The following is a 17,543-nucleotide window of genomic DNA, read 5'->3' on the forward strand; positions in this document are numbered from 1 at the left end:
ATTATTGGATTGACGCACCCGTTTTTGCGCGGGTCGGCCACCGATTTCCGCAGGGCACAGCACTTGCCTTGAGCAGCTCTACCGGCGCGAAACGCCGCAGGAGCGAGGAAACATGGTGGAACGGATTGAAGCCGGCAGCGCAAGCGTGGCCGACGAATTGGCGTACGTCGATGCGCCGACAGCAGATACGGCCGATGCGCAAGCAGCGCCGGCATCGTCCCGGCCCTTGAAGGCGCTGGCGACGTTTTCCATCGCGGCCGCACTGGCGGCCTGCGGTGGTGGCGGCGGCGGAAGCGGTGGGGGAGGCGGAGGCTTTGCCTTGCCGATCGGCGGTGGTGGTGGCCAGGCACCCGATGCAGGACCCTATCGATACCCCCAGGCGAAGACCGACGACGAAGCCGCGCGCTTCCTGCTGCAGGCGCAGTTCTCGGCCTCGGACGCCGAGATCGCGGACGTGCGCAACAAGGGCTACCTGCCCTGGCTCAGCGAACAGTTCGGCGCGCCGCGCGCGCAGTCGGCCTGGGAGTGGCTCGACAGCAAGCCCTACGACACGGCCGACATCGATGCCGCGATCTGGCGCCAACTGATGGCGTCGGTCGACCCGGCGCGCAAGCGCATGGCGCTGGCGCTCAGCGAGATCTTCGTGGTCTCCGCCAACGAGATCGGCTCGAACTGGCCCAGCGCCACGATGTGCCAGTACTGGGACATGCTGGTGGCCGGCGTCACCGGCAACTTCCGCAACCTGCTGGAAGACGTGACGCTGAATCCCGCGATGGGTTTCTACCTGAACACCCGGGGCAACCGGAAGGAAGACGGCAGGGGCCGGCAGCCCGACGAGAACTACGCGCGCGAAGTCATGCAGCTCATGACCATCGGCCTGTCGCAGCTCAATGCCGACGGCACGGTGAAGACCGGTTCCGACGGCCAGCCGCTCGACACCTACACGCAGGACGACGTGACCAACCTCGCGCGCGTCTTCACCGGCTACGACCTCGACATCAAGACGGCGGAGCGCAACGGCTTCACGCCACCGGGCGGGGGGGGCTCCTTCGACACCAAGGACTGGACCAGGCGCCCGATGGCCTACACGGCCGGGAACCACTCGATGCTCGAGGCCCGGTTCCTCGGTGCCACCGTGCCCGGCGGCACCCCCGGGCCGGCTGCGCTGAAGATCGCGCTCGACACGCTCTTCAACCACCCGAACGTCGGCCCCTTCATCGGCAAACAGCTGATCCAGCGGCTGGTGACGAGCAACCCGAGCCCGGCCTACGTCAAGCGCGTGGCCGACATCTTTGCCAACAACGGCACCGGCGTGCGCGGCGACATGAAGAGCGTGTTCGCGGCCGTGCTGCTCGACGACGAGGCGCGCGGCCCGGCCGGCCTGTCCGATCCGAACTTCGGGCGCCTGCGCGAGCCCATGCTGCGGCTCGTGCAATGGGGCCGCACCTGCGGCATCGGCTCGGCCACCGACGCCTGGAAGATCGGCATCACCTCGGATGCGAGCTTCGGCATCGGCCAGAGCCCGCTGCGCTCGCCCTCGGTGTTCAATTTCTTCCGGCCCGGCTACGTGCCGCCGTCGACCGCCATCGCCAGCAACAAGCTGGTCGCGCCCGAGTTCCAGCTGGTCAATGAAAGCAGCGTGGGGAGCTATCTCAACTTCATGCAGAACGTGCTGCCCAACGGCTTCAACAGCAAGGACGTGGTGGCGAGCTACGCCGCCGAGAAGGCGCTGGTGCTCGACCCGGCGGCGCTGGTGCGCCGGCTCAACCTGCTGCTGACCGGCAACCAGCTGATGCCCGCCACCGTCACCCTCATCACCACCGCGCTCGGCACGCCCAACCTCACGGCGGCAAGCAGCGACGGCGCGAAGCTCAATCGCATCTGTGCCGCCATCCTCATGGTGATGGGTTCGCCCGAATACCTTGTCCAGAAATAACGCGGGAGCCATTTGTCCATGTACCTGATCAATCCCGCCCAGCACACGCGCCGCGCCTTCCTGCGCCGCACGGGCCAACTCGCGATGGCCGGCACCGCGCTGCCGTTCGCGCTCAACCTCGCCGCCATGGGCGAAGCCGCCGCGCAGGCCGCGCCCGGCGACGACTACCGGGCGCTGGTGTGCGTCTTTCTCTTCGGCGGCAACGACTATGCGAACACGGTCGTCACCTACGACGCCGACAGCTACGGCAAATACAGCCTCATCCGCGGTGGCGACGGCGAGGCGGGCGGCGGCATTGCGCTGGCGCGGGCCGCGCTGGCAGCGACCGAACTCAGGCCGGCGCAGGCACTGCCCGATGGCCGCGTGTATGCCCTGCATCCCTCGATGACGAAGCTGGCCGATCTCTTCAACAACCAGGGCAAGGTCGCGGTGCAGCTGAACGTCGGCCCGCTGATCAAGCCGCTGACGCGGGCGCAGTACAACGGCAGCAACCGCCGGGACTTTCCGATTCCGCCCAAGCTGTTCTCGCACAACGACCAGCAATCGATCTGGCAGTCGTCCTCGCCCGAAGGTTCGACCGTCGGCTGGGGCGGCAACCTGGGCGACCTGGCGCTCGCGCCGAACGCGGGGTCGCTCTTCACCTGCATGTCGGTGGCGGGCAATGCCGTGTTCCTGTCGGGTGACCAGGCGCTGCAGTACCAGGTGGGAACGGGCGGTGCGGTTCGCATCGGCGCGGTGAGCGGCGCCGGCGGCAATCTCTTCGGTTCCGCGACGGTGAAAGCCGCCATGCAGCAGATCACGCAGCGCGAGAGCGGCCACACGCTCGAGAACGAATACAACAAGGTCACCAAGCGCGCGGTTGCCGCCGAGGGAAAGATCACCGACGCCATCCAGTCGGATTTCGCGCCCGGCACCTTCCCGGCCCAGAACAACCTGGCCGACCAGCTCAAGATGGTGGCGCGCCTGATCCGCGGGCGCAGTGCGCTGGGGGTGAAGCGCCAGGTGTTCTTCGTCTCGATGGGCGGCTTCGACCTGCACGACGACCTGATCACGCGGCAGCCCGGTCTGATGCAGAAGCTGTCGGATGCGCTGGTCGCCTTCCACGACCAGATGGGCGTGCTCGGCGTGGCCGACAAGGTGACGGCATTCACCGCGTCCGACTTCGGGCGCACGCTGTCGAGCAACAGCAATGGTTCCGACCATGGTTGGGGCAGCCATCATTTCGTGGTCGGCGGGGCGGTGAAGGGCAACGCGCTGTACGGCACGGCGCCGCCGGTGAGCATCACCAACACCATCTCCGACGCCGACCAATGGCATGTGGGCCAGGGCCGCCTGCTGCCCACCACCTCGGTCGACCAGTACGCGGGCACGCTGGCGCGCTGGTTCGGCGTGCCCGATGCCGAGCTCAACGGCATCCTGCCCAACCTCAAGAACTTCGGCATGACCGCGCCGAGCGGCATTGCCTATCCGAGAGACGTGGGGTTCATGGCATGAGCGCCGCGCCGGGCCGCCCCAAGCAAGCTCGCACCGCAGTGCGTAGCACGGAGGTTACCCAATGAGCCGCCGGGCTGTTTCCAGTGCCGCAGCGCGAGGCGCGGAGGTTTTTCAATGAGCGTGATGCCTTTCACCGAGGTGGACGACGCCATCGCCGCCGTGGAGGGGTTCGACCGCGAGATCCGGAAATTCGACCTCGCCGTGGCGGACAACCTGCAGGATGCCATCGGCCTGCAGATGGCGCAGATCGCCGATCGCGCGCTGGCGCGCGGCTGGGAGCCCATCAGCTTCGTGCAGAAGGACGGGTTCCGGCTCTACCGCTTCAAGGCGATGCGCTAGTTTTCTCCAGGGCCGCGATCACGCCGCATTCCTCGAGCAGCCGGACCTGATGGGCCACCGCCGAGACAAAGCGCGGCTCGCCGCCCAGCTCGCCGAAGACCGGTGCGAAGCCGGTGAAGAACGCGATGCGGTCGTGCACCGAGCCGGCCGTGTTTGCCTGCGCGAGCCTGGCGGCCAGAGCGGCGGCCAGCGGATCCTGTATTTCGTGCGAGGCGCCGGTTTCGTCGGTGCCGCGCAGGTAGTGGATCCACGCGGCCACCGCCAGCGCAAGCCGGTCGATGGGCAGGCCGGCACGGAGCCGGTCGCGCACCGTGCCGAGCAGGCGCTGCGGCAGTTTCTGCGAGCCGTCCATCGCGATCTGTTTCGTCTGGTGCTGCAGCGCGGGGTTCGAGAAGCGCTGCAGCAGGCGCGTCCGGTAGCCGTCCAGGTCGAGGCCCTGCATCGCCGGCAGCGTGGGGGCGATTTCCTCGCGCATCAGGGCGTCGATGTAGTTGCGCAGCGCCGGTTCGGCCATCGCGCGGTCCACCGTGCGGAGCCCGGCCATCGCGCCCAGATAAGCGAGCGCCGAATGGCTGCCGTTGACCATGCGCAGCTTCAGCCGCTCGAAGGGCTCGGCGTGCTCGACGAAGCGCGCACCGCCTGCGGCCCAGTCCGGCCGCCCGTTCGCGAAGCGGTCTTCCACCACCCATTCGAGAAAGGGCTCGCCGATCACGGGCCATGCATCTTCGACGCCGAGGCGCGCCGAGATGCGCGCGCGGTCGTCGTCGGTGGTGCGCGGCACGATGCGGTCCACCATCGAATTGGGAAAGGTGCAGTGCGCCTCGATCCATTCGCGCAGGCCGTCGTCCACCTGCTGCGCGAAGGCCAGCACGATGCCGCGCAAGGTGTCGCCGTTGGCGGGCAGGTTGTCGCAGGACAGCAGCGTGACCGGCGCCAGCGAGCGGCGGCGCCGAAGGCCCAGCGCATGCACGACGAAGCCGGGCATGGTGCGCGGCGCTTCGGGGTGCGCGAGGTCGTGCGCGATATCGGCATCGTCCAGCCGCAGTACGCCGGTGGCCGGGTCGTGGTGGTAGCCCTTCTCGGTGATCGTCAGGCCGACGATGCGCGTGTCCGGATGGGCGATGCGCTCGAGCACGGCTTGCGGGTCTTCCGGCGCAACCAACACGTCGAGCAGGTTGCCGATGACTTGCAGCGACTCCCGCGGGCTGCCGTCTTCGGCGGCGTCGCGCAGTGCCAGGGTGTAGAGGCCGCCTTGCGGCCGCAGCGCATCGCGCGTGTCGGCGGCGCGCAACGACACGCCGACCGTGCCCCAGCGCAGGTCGCCGCTCGCATGCAGCGCCGCCTCGTTGACGACCGCGAGGTGCGCGCGATGGAAGGCGCCCACGCCCAGGTGGACGATGCCGGCCTGCAGCGCTTCGCGCCGGTACAGCGGCCGGGCGACTTCCGGGGGAACGCGGGGCAGGGCGTCGGGGTTCAGGCGCTGCATGCTCACCAGTTCCAGAGCGTGCCGTCGTGCTGCAGCCGGTTCACCGGCAGGTAGGCGCGCTGGTAGGGGTACTTGGCGGCCAGCGCCTCGTCGATGTCCACGCCGTGGCCCGGCGCTTCGCCGGGATGCAGCATGCCGTTCTCGAAGGTGTATGAATGCGGGAACACCGCGTCGGTCTCGTCCGTGTGGCGCATGTACTCCTGGATGCCGAAATTGGGCACCCAGAGGTCGAAGTGCAGCGCCGCGCCCATGCACACCGGCGACAGGTCGGTCGCGCCGTGGCAGCCGGTGCGCACCTGGTAGAGCGAGGCCAGGTCGGCAATGCGGCGCAGCTGGGTGATGCCGCCCGCATGGACCACCGTGGTGCGGATGAAGTCGATCAGCTGGTTCTGGATCAGGTCCTTGCAGTCCCAGATGCTGTTGAAGATCTCGCCCACGGCCAGCGGCGTGGTCGTGTGCTGGCGGATCAGCTTGAAGGCGTCCTGGTTTTCGGCCGGCGTGGCGTCTTCCATCCAGAACAGGTTGAACGGCTCCAGCGATTTGCCGAGGCGCCCGGCCTCGATGGGCGTCAGGCGGTGGTGCACGTCGTGCAGCAGATGAATGTCGGGCCCGACCGCGCTGCGCACCGCATCGAACAGCTTCGGCGTGTGCGCCAGGTACTTGGCGGTCGACCAGTCGTGCTCGCTCGGCAGGTCGGCATCGGCCGGTTCGTAGAACATGGTGCCGCGGCCCACGCCGTAGACCTTCTCCAGGCCCGGCACGCCGCTTTGGGCGCGGATCGCGAGGTAGCCTTCTTCCTTGTAGCGCAACACCTCGTCGACGGTCTGCTCGGTGTCGCGGCCGTTGGCGTGGCCGTAGACCATCACGCCGGTGCGACTCTTGCCGCCCAGCAGCTGGTAGAGCGGCATGTTCGCGGCCTTGGCCTTGAGGTCCCACAGCGCGGTGTCGACGGCGGCGATCGCGGTCATCGTCACGGGGCCGCGGCGCCAGTAGGCGCCCTTGTACAGGTACTGCCAGATGTCTTCGATCTGGTGCGCATCGCGGCCGATCAGGCAGGGAATGACATGCTCGGTGAGGTACGCCGCCACGGAGAGTTCGCGCCCGTTGAGCGTGGCGTCGCCGATGCCGGTGAGGCCCTCATCGGTTTCGATCTTGAGCGTGACGAAGTTGCGGCCCGGGCTGCAGACGATGACGCGGGCGTTGGTGATTTTCATGGCGTTGGTGTCTTGAGGGTTTGTGGGGTTCAGCCGTTCCAGCCGAGGTGGCCGAGGAAGTCGCGGGTGCGCTCCATGGTGGGGTTGTCGAAGATCTGCGTCGGCGGGCCCTGTTCGATGATGGCGCCGGCCTCGAACACCACGACCCAGTCGGCCACGCGCCGCGCGAAGCCCATCTCGTGGGTCACCACGATCATGGTCATGCCTTCGTGCGCCAGCTTCTGCATCACGGTCAGCACTTCGCCGACGGTCTCGGGGTCGAGTGCGGAGGTGGGCTCGTCGAACAGCATCACCTCGGGCTCCATGGCCAGCGCGCGGGCAATGGCCACGCGCTGCTGCTGGCCGCCCGACAGGTTGGCGGGAAAGTTGCCGGCCTTGTTCGCCAGGCCCACTTTCTCGAGCAGCGCCATGGCGCGTTCCCTGGCCTCGGCCTCGCGCATGCCCAGTACGGTGATGGGGCCCATCGCCACGTTGTCGAGCGCAGATTTGTGCGGAAACAGCTCGAAGCTCTGGAACACCATGCCCATGCGCTGGCGCACCTTGCGGACCTGCGACTCCTGCGTCGGCAGCGCAACGCCGTCGACCAGCACACGGCCGCCATCGATGGCTTCGAGCGCGTTGGTGCAGCGAAGCAGCGTGGACTTGCCCGAGCCCGAGGGGCCGATCAGGCACATCACTTCGCCTTTTTGCACCTGCAGCGACACGCCGCGCAGCGCCTCGAAATCGCCATAGAGCTTGCGCACGTTTTCATAGACCAGCACGGGCGGCTGGTCGGCGTTCTTGCGCGCCGGCGGGGATGCAGTAGCGTTCATTCCTTGACTCCGTATTTGCGGTGGATCCAGTCCACCAGCTTGGCTTGCGGGTAGCCCATGAGCCAGTAGAGAACGGCCATGGCGGTGAGCATCTCCAGCACGCGGAAGGTCTGCGCGCGGATCTGCATGGCGGTGTAGGCCAGTTCGCTGACGGCGATGACCGACACCAGCGAGGTGTCCTTGAACAGCGAGATCCAAGTGCTCGCCATCACCGGCAGGATGCGGCGCCCGGCCTGCGGGATCACCACCTTGAACATCGCCTGCCGGCGCGACATGCCCATGGCGAGCGCGGCCTCCATCTGGCCCTTGCGGATCGAGTTGATGCCGGCGCGAAAGGTCTCGGCGTTGTAGGCCGCCACGTTGAGCACCAGGGCCACCAGCGCGGTGGTGATCGCCGAGAACTGCACGTCGAAGGCCATGGGCATCACGTAGAAGGCCCAGTAGATGACCAGGATCAGCGGCAGGTTGCGAAAGAACTCCACGAAGGCGAGCGAGGCCGACTGCAGCAGCTTGTTGGGCGACAGGCGCATCAAGGCGAGCACGATGCCGCCCGGCACCGCCAGCAGCATGGTGAGCACCGTCAGGCCCACCGTGAGCGCCGCGCCTTCGAGCAATGCCGCGCGGTGCGTCCAGATCACGGACCAATCGAATGTCATGGTTGCGTCCCTTCTACGAGCGGCCGAGGTGCGCGAAGCGGCGGTACAGCCGGTCCACCCCTCGGGTCACGGGGAACAGGATGCAGAAGTACGCCACCATCACCGCGGTGAACACCTCCACGGGGCGGTAGCTCTGGCCGGCCACGGTCTCGGCGCGGTGCATCAGCTCGGGCACCGCGATCACGGTGGCGATGGCCGTGTCCTTGATCGCGATGGTGAGGATCGAGCCGAAGGCCGGCAGCATGCGCACGATGGCCTGCGGCAGCAGCACCTTGCGCAGGACCTGGGCGCGCGACATGCCCAGCGCCAGCGCGGCGCGCGTCTGCCCCGGCCGGATCGATTCGATGCCGGCGCGGATGACCTCGGCCGCATAGGCCGCGATGTGCAGCGTGAGCGCGACCAGCGCGGCCCAGAAGGGCGGAAAGGTCACGTTCGCGAGGATCGGGAACGCGAAGTAGATCCATATCAGCACCACCAGCACCGGGATGGCGCGCATCGAGTCGATGTAGAACACCAGCAGCGGGCGCAGCCAGCGCGGGCCGTAGAGGCGCAGCAGCGCAATCACCAGCCCGGCCAGCAGGCTGGTGACCGCGCTGACGACGCTCAGCAGCACCGTCATGCCCAGACCGCTGGCAAAGAAGCGCCAGTTGTCCGCGATGGGCGAGAAGTCGAAGTCCATGGAAGCTCCGGAAGAGGAAGGGCATGGCGGCCGTCAGAACGTGACGACCACCTTCATGGCGCGCTGCCGGTCGGCGGCCAGCGCAAAGGCCTCGTGCACGCGGGCCACGGGCACGGCCTCGGTCAGGAGCGGCGACACGTCGAGCACGCCGCGGCTCAGGTAGTCCACGGCCCATGCGTACTCGTCGATGAAGCGGAAGCTGCCCACGAAGGACAGGCTCTTGACCATGATCTGGTTCAGCGGGCAACCCTCGCTGCTGCCGCTCAGCGTGCCCACCTGCACGATGGTGCCGCGCGGGCGGGTCACCCGGATGCAGTTGGCCAGGCCCGCGTAGTTGCCCGACACCTCGAAGCACACATCGACCTGGCCCTTGCCTTCGGCCAAGGCGTCCAGCGGCGTTGCGTCCTTGGCGACGTTGATGGTCTGCGTGGCGCCCACGCGAACGCAGGCCGCCAGCGTCTGGTCCACGATGTCCACCGCGATCAGGCGGCTCGCGCCCGCCAGCTTTGCGGCCATGAGGATCAGCGCGCCAATGGGGCCGGCGCCGACCACCATCACCGTCTTGCCCAGCAGCGAGCCGGCTTCCTGCACCGCGTGCAGCGCCACCGCCAGCGGCTCGCCGAAGGCGGCCAGCTCGAAGGACAGCGCATCGGGCACCGGCAGGCATTGGCTCGCGTCGACCACCACCTGCTCGCGCATCGCGCCCTGCATGTGGGGCCACTTGCTCGCACTGCCGAAGAAGTGCACGTTCTCGCAATGGTTCGAAGCGCCCATGCGGCAGAAGCGGCAATGGCCGCAGGTGCGCGACGGATTCAGGGCCACACGGTCGCCGGGGCGCACCGACGTGACCTGCGCACCCACCTCCAGCACCTGCCCGGACGCTTCGTGGCCCGGCGTCAGCGGCGCGCGGATCAGGAAATCGCCGACGCGGCCGTGCTGGTAGTAGTGCAGGTCGGAGCCGCAGATGCCCACGGCCTTGACGGCCACGCGAACCTGCGTGGGCGACAGCGTTTCGGTCGGAATGTCGGCCACGCGCAGGTCGCGTGCACCGTGAATTTCGCAGTTCAGCATGATGGGTTCTTCGAGAGCGGTTGGAAGAGACGAAGGGGCACCCGCGGGCGACGCCGATGCGGCGGCCCGGCAGGCGGCGTCGTGTGAGACGTGCGGCTGGCTGTGCGCTCAGCTCACTTGAGGTTCTTTGTCATGCGGCGCTCTTCGTCGGAGAGTGCGGGCTGCATGCGCTGGGCCACGGTGCGCAGCCAGTCGAGGTAGACCTTCTGGTCCTTGGCCACGCCCATGCCGGCCTCGATCTCGAAGATCTTGCTGTCCTGGCAGTCGTTTTCCTTGGGGAACGCGGCCAGGCCCTTCACCTTCCTGCTGATGTTGGGCCACAGCATGCGGTTGAGCGGCGCCACGTCGGAGCGGCCGGCCACCACTTCTTCGATCGGCGCGACCGAGCCCGAGTTGGCCACGCCGCGCAGCTTGGCCTTGGGGAACTGCTGGCGCACCAGCGGTTCTTCGCCCGCACCCGAGAAGTAGGCGACGGTGATTTCGGGCTTGTTGAAGTCCTCGAGCGTCTTGGCGCTCGTGAACTTGGGGTTGTCGGCACGCCCGAACATGCACACGCCGGTGCTCGAGAAGGTCACGAAGTCGATGATCTTGGCGCGCTCGGCCGTCTGGTTCAGCGGGCCGATCATGATGTCCATCTGGTTGGCGACCAGCGCGGGCACCTTGGTCTCGTGGCTCACCGGCACCGGCACCATCTTCACGCCCAGCAGCTTGGCGAACTCCTTGCCCAGCGTCCACGAGGGGCCGGACCAGTCTTCGCCGTCGCCGGTCGTGTTCTGCGCCAGCCAGGGCGGGTTGTTGACGACACCGACGCGCAGCACGCCGGCCTTGCGGATGGCATCCACCCGTGGGCTGGCGCCGGGGGCCGGTGGCGTCTGGGCGAGGGCAGCCGGGCCGAAGGCCGCGAACGTTGCGGCGAGCACGGCGCCGCGCGATGCGCGGGCCAGAAAAGAGTTGGGATTCATGGCGAGCTTCCTGCTGGATGTTTGTGTTGCGGTGCGCACGCGGCGCCTCTACTTCAGCCCGCCGACGATGCGGGCTTCGTCGGCATCGAGGCGCGGCTTCTGCGCCCGTGCCACCTCGCGCAGCCAGTCCAGGTAGGCCGGCTGGTTCTTGTCCACCGCGAGCCCGACCGGCGAGGCCTTCTCGGTGCTCGACTGGCAGTTGTTGTCCTTCGGCAGCACGGCCAGGCCCTTGACCTTCTGTTGCAGGCCGACCCATGGCACGCGGTTGATCGGCGCCGCATCGGCCCGCCGGGCCATGATTTCCTCGATCGGCGCGGTGGCGCCCGAGCTGGCAACCGCGCGCAGCTTCGCCTTGGGGAAGCGCTCCTTGACCCAGTTCTCTTCGGCGCCGCCGGTGAAGTAGGCGATGGTCACGTCGGGCTGGTTGAGCGCGTCCACGGAGGTGGCGCGGCTCAGCTTCGCGTTGTCGGCGCGCCCGAACATGCACACGCTGGTGGCGGAGTAGATGACGAAGTCCACCACCTTGAGCCGCTCCGGCGTCTCGCCCAGCGGGCTGATCGTCATGTCGACCTGGTTGGCCGCGAGCACCGGCACCTTGGTCTCGTGCGAGACCGGCACGGTGCGCAGCTTCACGCCGAGCAGCCGCGCATAGTCGTTGGCCAGCAGCCAGGCCGGACCGCTCCAGGGCTCGCCGTTGCCGGTGGTGTTCTCCATCAGCCAGGGTGCGTTCTGCAGCACGCCCACGCGCAGTTCGCCGGCCTTGCGGATCGCGTCGATGCGCGGGCTGGCGCCCGGAGCGGGTTGTGCGAATGCGGCTGCGCCGGCCGTGGCAAGCAGTGCGACTGCCGTGCAGCGGGCAACAGCGCGGCTGCCCCGGCCCCGAAGGAGGGGGAATTTCATGGTCTTGTCTCCGTTTCGATATCGAAAAAATCGGCGCACCGCCGAATGCGCGCTCTCGCGCGCTCAGCGCCAGGCTTGTGCGAATTCGCTGATCACGCGTTCGATGTGGTCGCGCATCGCCTTGCGGGCGGCGTCGGGCTCGCGCTGGAGCAGGGCGGTGAACACGCGCTGGTGGTCGTCCTGCGAGGCACGGCGCAACGCCGGTGTATGGAAGTGCGCCTCCAGTTGCGACCAGATCGGCGCCTTGGTGTGGTCCCACACCGCGGTCACCATCTGCAGCAGCACGCTGTTGCCGGTGGACTCTGCAATGCGCAGGTGGAACAGGCGGTCGGCCGCTTCGTTGGCGACCTTGTCGTGCATGTTCTCGCGCATCTCGGCCAGCGCGGCATAGATGCGGTCGAGGTCGCCGTCCTTGCGGTTCTCGGCCGCGACGGCGGCGATTTCGCCTTCGATCAGGCAGCGTGCACGCAGCAGTTCGAAGGGGCCCGGGCCGGGCGACAGGGTGTAGGCGGACGCGGGCGCTACGGCACCGGGCGCCGGTGCGCACACGTAGATGCCCGAGCCGCCGCGCACTTCGACGTTGCCCTGGATCTCCAGGACGATGATCGCCTCGCGCACCAGCGTGCGGCTGACGCCGAAGCGGTCGGCCAGTGCGCGCTCGGAGGGCAGGCGGTCGCCCACCTTGAATTCGCCCTCGGTGATGAGGCCGGCAATGCTGGCCGCAAGCTTCTGGTACGAGCGGTCGGAGTCCGGCTCAGCCGAGGGCAGATGGGGGAGTTCGTGGATGGTTGCCATGATTGGTGAGCCAGTTTAAAAGTGGTTCACCAATTTCGACCCTATGGTTTACCACTACGGGCGAAGTTCGCCGTTGCCTTGTTCGCCGCATTCAGGATGTAACCGCCGACCGCGCACTCCACGTCGTCCACGAGTTCTTCCGTGTCGGGACAGGCGTCCTGCACCAGCAGGGCCTGCTCGACGATGGCGTAGACCATCGAGAACGCATTGAACGCCGTGCGCAGCGGCTCGAGCGTCGCCGGCCAGTCGGAAGATGCGGCGAGGGCATCGCGAAACAGGCCCACGAACTCCCGATAGATCTCGCGGTAGCTCGCAGGCGAGGAGATGCGGCGCTCGAGGTACATCAGTGCGCGCCATTCGTTCGCCTGGCCGAGCAGGCTTCGCACGTGCGCGGCCACCATGGCGCGGATCGTCTGCTCGACCGTGCGCGGCACCGGCGCCCTGGCCGCCTCCGCCAGGACCGCGGCCTGCTTGCGCATCCAGCTGCGAACGGTGACCGCGGCAATCGAGTCCTTCCCGGGAAAGTACAGGTACAGGGTGCCCAGGCCGACACCCGCGACGCCGGCGATTTCGCGCATCGACACCTTCTCGTAGCCGCGCTCGACCAGCAGCAGGACGAAAGCATCCTGGATGGCGCCGCTGGTCATCCAGGCGCGTGACTGCAGGGGCTTGCGGCGGGGTTTCACGATCGAGTTCATAGGTCTGGCCGTGGTCGCGGCCCCAAGGGAGCGCGCCCATCTTCGGGGTTCGCGGCGGCCGCTGCAAGGCGGCTCCGGTCGGCGGGGTAAAGCTGAACACCCCCGGTCGGAGGCGTCATGAATCGTTGCGTCGGCAGCCCACGGGACGCCTGTGCCGCGACCGGGTTGGCCGCGCGGCAGAACCCGAACACGCCCGGCATGCATCGGGCCTAAGCTGATCCGGATGAACAATCCAAGCACTGCGCAGATGCCGGCCACGCTGGCCGGCCTGGTTCACCGTCTCGACCAGGCGCGACGCACCGGTAGGCGCGAGGAGGGCGAAGAGGCCGCCACCGTGCCCACCAGCCGCTACACCGACCCCTTGCACTGGCAGCAGGAGCAGGCGTCGCTGTTCGGCGAGTGGCCCATCGTCGCGGCCCACAGCGCGGAGCTTCCGGTCGGATCGGCGCTGCCCTTCGATGCGCTCGGCGTCCCCATTGTCCTGACCCGGGCGGCCGACGGCCGCGCGCGCGCCTTCTTCAACGTCTGCAGGCATCGCGGCATGGCGCTGGTCGCCGGCGGCGGCTCCGAACCGGCCAAGGCCTGCAAGGCGCTGGTCTGCCCGTATCACGCCTGGACCTATGAGCTCGATGGGCGGCTGCGGCATCGCCTGCATGCGCAGACCTTCGAGGGCATCGATCCGGCCACGCTGAACCTGGTCGAACTGCCTTGCGACGAAGCCGGCGGGCTTGTTCTCGTCAGGCGCACGCCCGGTGCGGCGTTCTCGGCCGAGGTGTTCCTGCAGGGACTGGACGCGCACCTGCACTGGATGGGCCTGCCCCGGATGGTCGTGTTCCGCAAGGTCGACCGGGTGTACGAAGCGAACTGGAAGCTGACGGTCGACGCGTTCCTGGAGGGCTATCACATCCGCGTGCTGCATCGCGAGACGATCTATCCCTTCTTTGCCGACGCGTACACGGTCAACCTGCATGCCGGGCCGCACCAGGACTCGCTGGTGGCGCGGCGAACGGCCTTCGAAGCCTTCGCGCCGCCGCAAGACCGCGAGGCGCTGTGCAAACTGGCCACGCCGACGCAGCTCCTGTTTCCGAACACCTTCCTCATATGGCATCCCGACTACGTGAGCCTGATCGGCATGTTCTCGCCGGCGGTGGGCCAGGTGCGCTGGGTGCACACGATGCTGATTCCGCCGGATCGCACCGGGGAGGACTGGACCCCTCATTGGGAGAAGACCTTTCAGCTCATCGAGCAGACGGTCTTCGAGCAAGAGGACATCGCCACCGCGGTGGCGATCCAGCGCGGCCTGTCCAGTGGCGCCAACACGGATTTCCATCTCGGCCGGCTCGAACACGAGGTGCTGCGCTTTCACCGCAACATCGACGATGCCCTCGGTGGAACACTGAGGCCGGCCAGCCGCGACGTTGCTTAGGCGGGAGGCGGCGCGAGGATGCGATCGAGCTGCGCAATGTCGATCGGCTTCTGGAGGTGGTGGTCGAAGAGGCCCTCGGCCGAGGCTCCCGCGGCATCCTGCGCCGAGAAGCCCGAGATCGCCACCAGCAGCCGCGGCGTGCCTTCGGTCGTGCTGGCGCGCAGCCGCCGCGCCACCTCGGTGCCCGGAAAGTCGGGCAGGGTGAGGTCGATCAGCGCCGCATCGAAGCGCTCGGTGGCTGCGGCATCCAGCGCCTGCTGTGCGGTGTAGGTGCAGCGGGCCGTGTGGTCCTGCAGCGTGAGGAGTTCCTGCAGCAGGTCGGCAGCGGCTTGGTTGTCGTCGACGATCAGCACGTTCACGGCGGGTTTCTTTCCATGGGGTTCGGATGGTGCAGTATGGCGGCGTGCGCCCGGTGTGCCATAGGCATGTTCCTATGCCTTCGGGTCCGTGCTCGCCGCCCCGGTGTGCAGCGGCAGGTCCACCACGAAGGTGGCCCCCTGGCCGGGCGTGCTTTCCACGCCAATCTGCCCGGCATGCAGGTCCACGATCTTGCGCGTGATGTAGAGCCCGAGACCCAGCCCGGCCGCATGCTGGCGGCTGCCCTCGGTGCGCTCGAACTGCTCGAAGATGCGTTCGTGGTCCTCGGGCGCAATGCCGATGCCGCGGTCGCGCACGCTCACGCGCGCCATGTCGCCGACAGGCTGCACCACCATCTCGACCGGCTTGCCGCCGCCGTAGCGCAGCGCGTTGGTCAGCAGGTTGGTCAGCACCTGCTCGATGCGGAACTCGTCCCACACGCCATGCAACTCGGCCGGCGCTTCGAGCGTGATCACCGAGCCCGCGGCCTCGGCCTGCTGCCGCAGGTTTTCCACCACCGCGCGTGCCAGCACGGCCAGGTCCACCGGCTGGGTCTGGATCGACAGCGCATCGCGCCGCATGCGCGTGACGTCGAGCATGTCGTCGATCAGCCGCACCATGTTGCGGATCTGCCGCTGGTCGCGCTCGATCATCGCGGGCAGGCGGTCCGCAGCGAAGTTGGCGAGGTTGCCCTTCGACAGGTGAAGCTGCCGCAGCTGCGTTTCGAGGTACAGCGTATTGAGCGGCGTGCGCAGCTCGTGCGAGACCATCGACATGAAGTCGTCGCGCATGCGCACCGCGTGCTCCAGCTCGTGCTGCGTCTGCTGCAGCTGCTGCACCAGCTCTTCCTGCTTGCGGTGCGCGGCCGCGAGCGATTCCATTTCGTGCCGCAGCGCCTTGCGGTGCTGGTACAGGTCGACGAACACGCTCACCTTGCTGATCACCGCGTGCGGGTCGAGCGGCTTGTGCAGGAAGTCGACCGCACCGCTCTCGTAGCCCTGGAAGGCGTAGTTCAGTTCGCGCCCGGCGGCGCTCACGAAAATGATCGGGATGTGCCGCGTGCGCTCGGTGCCGCGCATCAGCTCGGCCAGCTCGAAGCCGTTCATTCCGGGCATCTGCACGTCGACGATGGCGAGCGCGAATTCATGCTCGAGCAGCAGCGTGAGCGCGGCTTCGGCCGAACCGGCGCGGTAGACGCTGCGGTCCGGCGCGCGGATCAACGCTTCGAGTGCCAGCAGGTTCTCCGGCAGGTCATCGACGATCAGCAGCTTGCTTTGGACGTCAAACGGCATGGGCGGACTCCAGTTGCAGAAGCAGGGTGCGAAGTTCGCGAAGGGGAAGCACGTGGTCGGGGGCGTGGCGCGCGATGGCGGCGCTGGGCATGATGGAAATCAGGGCTTCTTTCGGGTCCTGCACGGCGGTGAGCCCGCCGGCGAGGTGAATGCGGTACAGGCCTTCGGCGCCGTCGTCGTTGGCGCCGGTCAGGAGAAAACCGGCCACCGCGGGGCCGTAGGTGTCGGCGGCGGAAGCCATCAGCACGTCGATGGACGGCCGCGAGAACAGCACCGGCGGCTCGCAGCTGAGCGAGAAGCAGCGCTCGCGCTCGATCGAGAGATGGTAGCCGGGCGGCGCGAAGTAGAGGCTGCCGGCCGCGAGCGGCATCTTGTCGGCGGCCTCGTGCACCGGGATGGGCAGGCGCTGCGCGAAGATCTCGGCCAGATGACTCTCGTGCGCCTCGGGCAGATGGAGCACGACCGTCATCGGAATGCGCCAGTTTGCGGGCAGGCCGTCCAGCAGCACGGACAGCGCATCGATGCCGCCGGCCGAAGCCCCGAGCACGATGGCCTCCACGCGCTTGCGAGCGGAGGAGAAAGACGGCTTTCTCATGTGCCCTTGCGATAGATGCGCTCGGCGCGGGCATGGGGCGCGAAGCGGTCCGCGTAGCTCGAAAAATCGATGCTTTCCTTCGACCCCAGGCCGAGGAAGCCGCGATGCGACAGCGACTCGTGGAACAGCCCCAGGGCCCGGTCCTGCAGCTGGCGGTTGAAATAGATGAGCACGTTGCGGCACGACACCAGCTGCGTTTCGGCGAACACGCTGTCGGTGGCCAGGCTGTGATCGGCAAAGATCACGTCGGCGCAGAGCGAGGGGTCGAAGCGGGCGGCATCGTAGGCCGCTGTGTAGTAGTCGGAGAACGCATTCCGTCCGCCCGCGCGCTGGTAGTTGGCGGTGTAGCCACGGAGGGCCTCGAGCGGAAAGATGCCCAGGCGCGCCTTCTCCAGCGAGGCCGGGTTGATGTCGGTGGCGTAGATCTGCGTGCGTTCGAGCAGGCCTTCCTCGCGCAGCAGGATGGCGAGCGAGAACACTTCCTCGCCGGTGCTGCAGCCGGCCACCCACACCTTGACCGAAGGGTAGGTGTGCAGGATCGGCACCACATGCCGGCGCAGCGCCAGGAAGTAGGGCGGGTCGCGAAACATCTCGCTCACGGGAATCGTCAGGAACTGCAGCAGCCGGCCGAAGAGCGCCGCATCGCGAAGCACCTTCTCCTGCAGCGCCGAGATGCTCGGCAGCCTCAGCTGGTCGAGCGCATGCAGCACGCGGCGCTTCTGCGAGGCCACCGTGTAGTTGCGGAAGTCGTAGCTGTACTTGAGGTAGATGGCTTCCATCAGCAGCCGCAGCTCGATCTCGGTGTCGCTCAACGGCTGCAGCGGTTGCAGC

18 protein-coding genes are annotated in these 17,543 nt (G+C 67.9%); 4 read left to right on the forward strand and 14 right to left on the reverse strand.

Annotated elements, in window-relative coordinates:
• Window positions 1-112 precede the first annotated feature (112 nt).
• The 3 genes from AC1DXX_RS03415 (at window position 113) to AC1DXX_RS03425 (ending at window position 3,769) form a co-directional block, all read left to right on the forward strand.
• On the forward strand, window positions 113-1,936 hold the full coding sequence (locus tag AC1DXX_RS03415; protein WP_478132753.1) for a DUF1800 domain-containing protein: 1,824 nt from the start codon (window positions 113-115) through the stop codon (window positions 1,934-1,936).
• Between the two features lie 18 nt (window positions 1,937-1,954).
• Window positions 1,955-3,430: a DUF1501 domain-containing protein gene (locus tag AC1DXX_RS03420; RefSeq protein WP_478132754.1), complete on the forward strand. Its 1,476-nt coding sequence runs from the start codon at window positions 1,955-1,957 to the stop codon at window positions 3,428-3,430.
• Between the two features lie 114 nt (window positions 3,431-3,544).
• Window positions 3,545-3,769 (forward strand): hypothetical protein, encoded by a 225-nt coding sequence (locus AC1DXX_RS03425; protein ID WP_478132755.1) that lies wholly within the window; start codon window positions 3,545-3,547, stop codon window positions 3,767-3,769.
• Here AC1DXX_RS03425 and AC1DXX_RS03430 read toward each other — a convergent pair.
• From AC1DXX_RS03430 to AC1DXX_RS03475, 10 genes are all read right to left on the reverse strand, one after another.
• The gene (locus AC1DXX_RS03430; RefSeq protein ID WP_478132756.1) at window positions 3,753-5,255 is read right to left on the reverse strand and encodes a mannitol dehydrogenase family protein; all 1,503 of its coding nucleotides are present in this window, start codon (window positions 5,253-5,255) and stop codon (window positions 3,753-3,755) included. The genes AC1DXX_RS03425 and AC1DXX_RS03430 overlap by 17 nt on opposite strands.
• Window positions 5,256-5,257: 2 nt before the next feature.
• Complete coding sequence (gene manD / locus AC1DXX_RS03435) at window positions 5,258-6,469, reverse strand: D-mannonate dehydratase ManD (RefSeq protein ID WP_478132757.1); 1,212 nt, start codon at window positions 6,467-6,469, stop codon at window positions 5,258-5,260.
• 29 nt (window positions 6,470-6,498) lie between these two features.
• A complete protein-coding gene (locus tag AC1DXX_RS03440; RefSeq protein ID WP_478132758.1) occupies window positions 6,499-7,281 on the reverse strand; it encodes an amino acid ABC transporter ATP-binding protein in 783 nt (260 codons plus the stop codon).
• Window positions 7,278-7,937: an amino acid ABC transporter permease gene (locus tag AC1DXX_RS03445; RefSeq protein WP_478132759.1), complete on the reverse strand. Its 660-nt coding sequence runs from the start codon at window positions 7,935-7,937 to the stop codon at window positions 7,278-7,280. The genes AC1DXX_RS03440 and AC1DXX_RS03445 overlap by 4 nt, the downstream gene beginning before the upstream one ends.
• 13 nt (window positions 7,938-7,950) lie before the next feature.
• The gene (locus AC1DXX_RS03450; RefSeq protein ID WP_478132760.1) at window positions 7,951-8,616 is read right to left on the reverse strand and encodes an amino acid ABC transporter permease; all 666 of its coding nucleotides are present in this window, start codon (window positions 8,614-8,616) and stop codon (window positions 7,951-7,953) included.
• A gap of 33 nt (window positions 8,617-8,649) precedes the next feature.
• A complete protein-coding gene (locus AC1DXX_RS03455) occupies window positions 8,650-9,687 on the reverse strand; it encodes an L-idonate 5-dehydrogenase (RefSeq protein WP_478132761.1) in 1,038 nt (345 codons plus the stop codon).
• Between the two features lie 113 nt (window positions 9,688-9,800).
• Window positions 9,801-10,649 (reverse strand): substrate-binding periplasmic protein, encoded by an 849-nt coding sequence (locus AC1DXX_RS03460; protein ID WP_478132762.1) that lies wholly within the window; start codon window positions 10,647-10,649, stop codon window positions 9,801-9,803.
• A gap of 48 nt (window positions 10,650-10,697) precedes the next feature.
• A complete protein-coding gene (locus AC1DXX_RS03465; RefSeq protein WP_478132763.1) occupies window positions 10,698-11,549 on the reverse strand; it encodes a substrate-binding periplasmic protein in 852 nt (283 codons plus the stop codon).
• 63 nt (window positions 11,550-11,612) lie between these two features.
• A complete protein-coding gene (locus AC1DXX_RS03470) occupies window positions 11,613-12,344 on the reverse strand; it encodes a FadR/GntR family transcriptional regulator (protein ID WP_478132764.1) in 732 nt (243 codons plus the stop codon).
• A 41-nt stretch (window positions 12,345-12,385) separates the two neighbouring features.
• Window positions 12,386-13,042, reverse strand: coding sequence for a TetR/AcrR family transcriptional regulator (locus AC1DXX_RS03475; protein ID WP_478132765.1), 657 nt, complete (start codon window positions 13,040-13,042; stop codon window positions 12,386-12,388).
• A 223-nt stretch (window positions 13,043-13,265) separates the two neighbouring features.
• On the opposite strand from AC1DXX_RS03475, the gene AC1DXX_RS03480 reads away from it, so the two are divergent.
• Window positions 13,266-14,468 carry an aromatic ring-hydroxylating oxygenase subunit alpha gene (locus tag AC1DXX_RS03480; RefSeq protein WP_478132766.1) on the forward strand — a complete coding sequence of 401 codons (1,203 nt, stop codon included), beginning with the start codon at window positions 13,266-13,268 and terminating at the stop codon, window positions 14,466-14,468.
• On the opposite strand, the gene AC1DXX_RS03485 is transcribed toward AC1DXX_RS03480, so the two are convergent.
• The 4 genes from AC1DXX_RS03485 to AC1DXX_RS03500 all read right to left on the reverse strand — a co-directional run bounded on the left by AC1DXX_RS03485 (window position 14,465) and on the right by AC1DXX_RS03500 (window position 17,491).
• The gene (locus AC1DXX_RS03485) at window positions 14,465-14,827 is read right to left on the reverse strand and encodes a response regulator (RefSeq protein ID WP_478132767.1); all 363 of its coding nucleotides are present in this window, start codon (window positions 14,825-14,827) and stop codon (window positions 14,465-14,467) included. The two genes, AC1DXX_RS03480 and AC1DXX_RS03485, sit on opposite strands and share 4 nt — an antisense overlap.
• A gap of 72 nt (window positions 14,828-14,899) precedes the next feature.
• Window positions 14,900-16,117, reverse strand: a complete 1,218-nt coding sequence (locus tag AC1DXX_RS03490; protein ID WP_478132768.1) for a hybrid sensor histidine kinase/response regulator — start codon at window positions 16,115-16,117, stop codon at window positions 14,900-14,902.
• Window positions 16,107-16,712, reverse strand: coding sequence for a chemotaxis protein CheB (locus AC1DXX_RS03495; protein ID WP_478132769.1), 606 nt, complete (start codon window positions 16,710-16,712; stop codon window positions 16,107-16,109). Before AC1DXX_RS03495 ends, AC1DXX_RS03490 begins: the two co-directional genes overlap by 11 nt.
• Window positions 16,709-17,491, reverse strand: coding sequence for a CheR family methyltransferase (locus tag AC1DXX_RS03500; protein WP_478132859.1), 783 nt, complete (start codon window positions 17,489-17,491; stop codon window positions 16,709-16,711). Before AC1DXX_RS03500 ends, AC1DXX_RS03495 begins: the two co-directional genes overlap by 4 nt.
• Between the last annotated feature and the right edge of the window lie 52 nt (window positions 17,492-17,543).

The sequence above is a fragment of the Variovorax sp. P4_B10 genome (genome assembly GCF_056402375.1).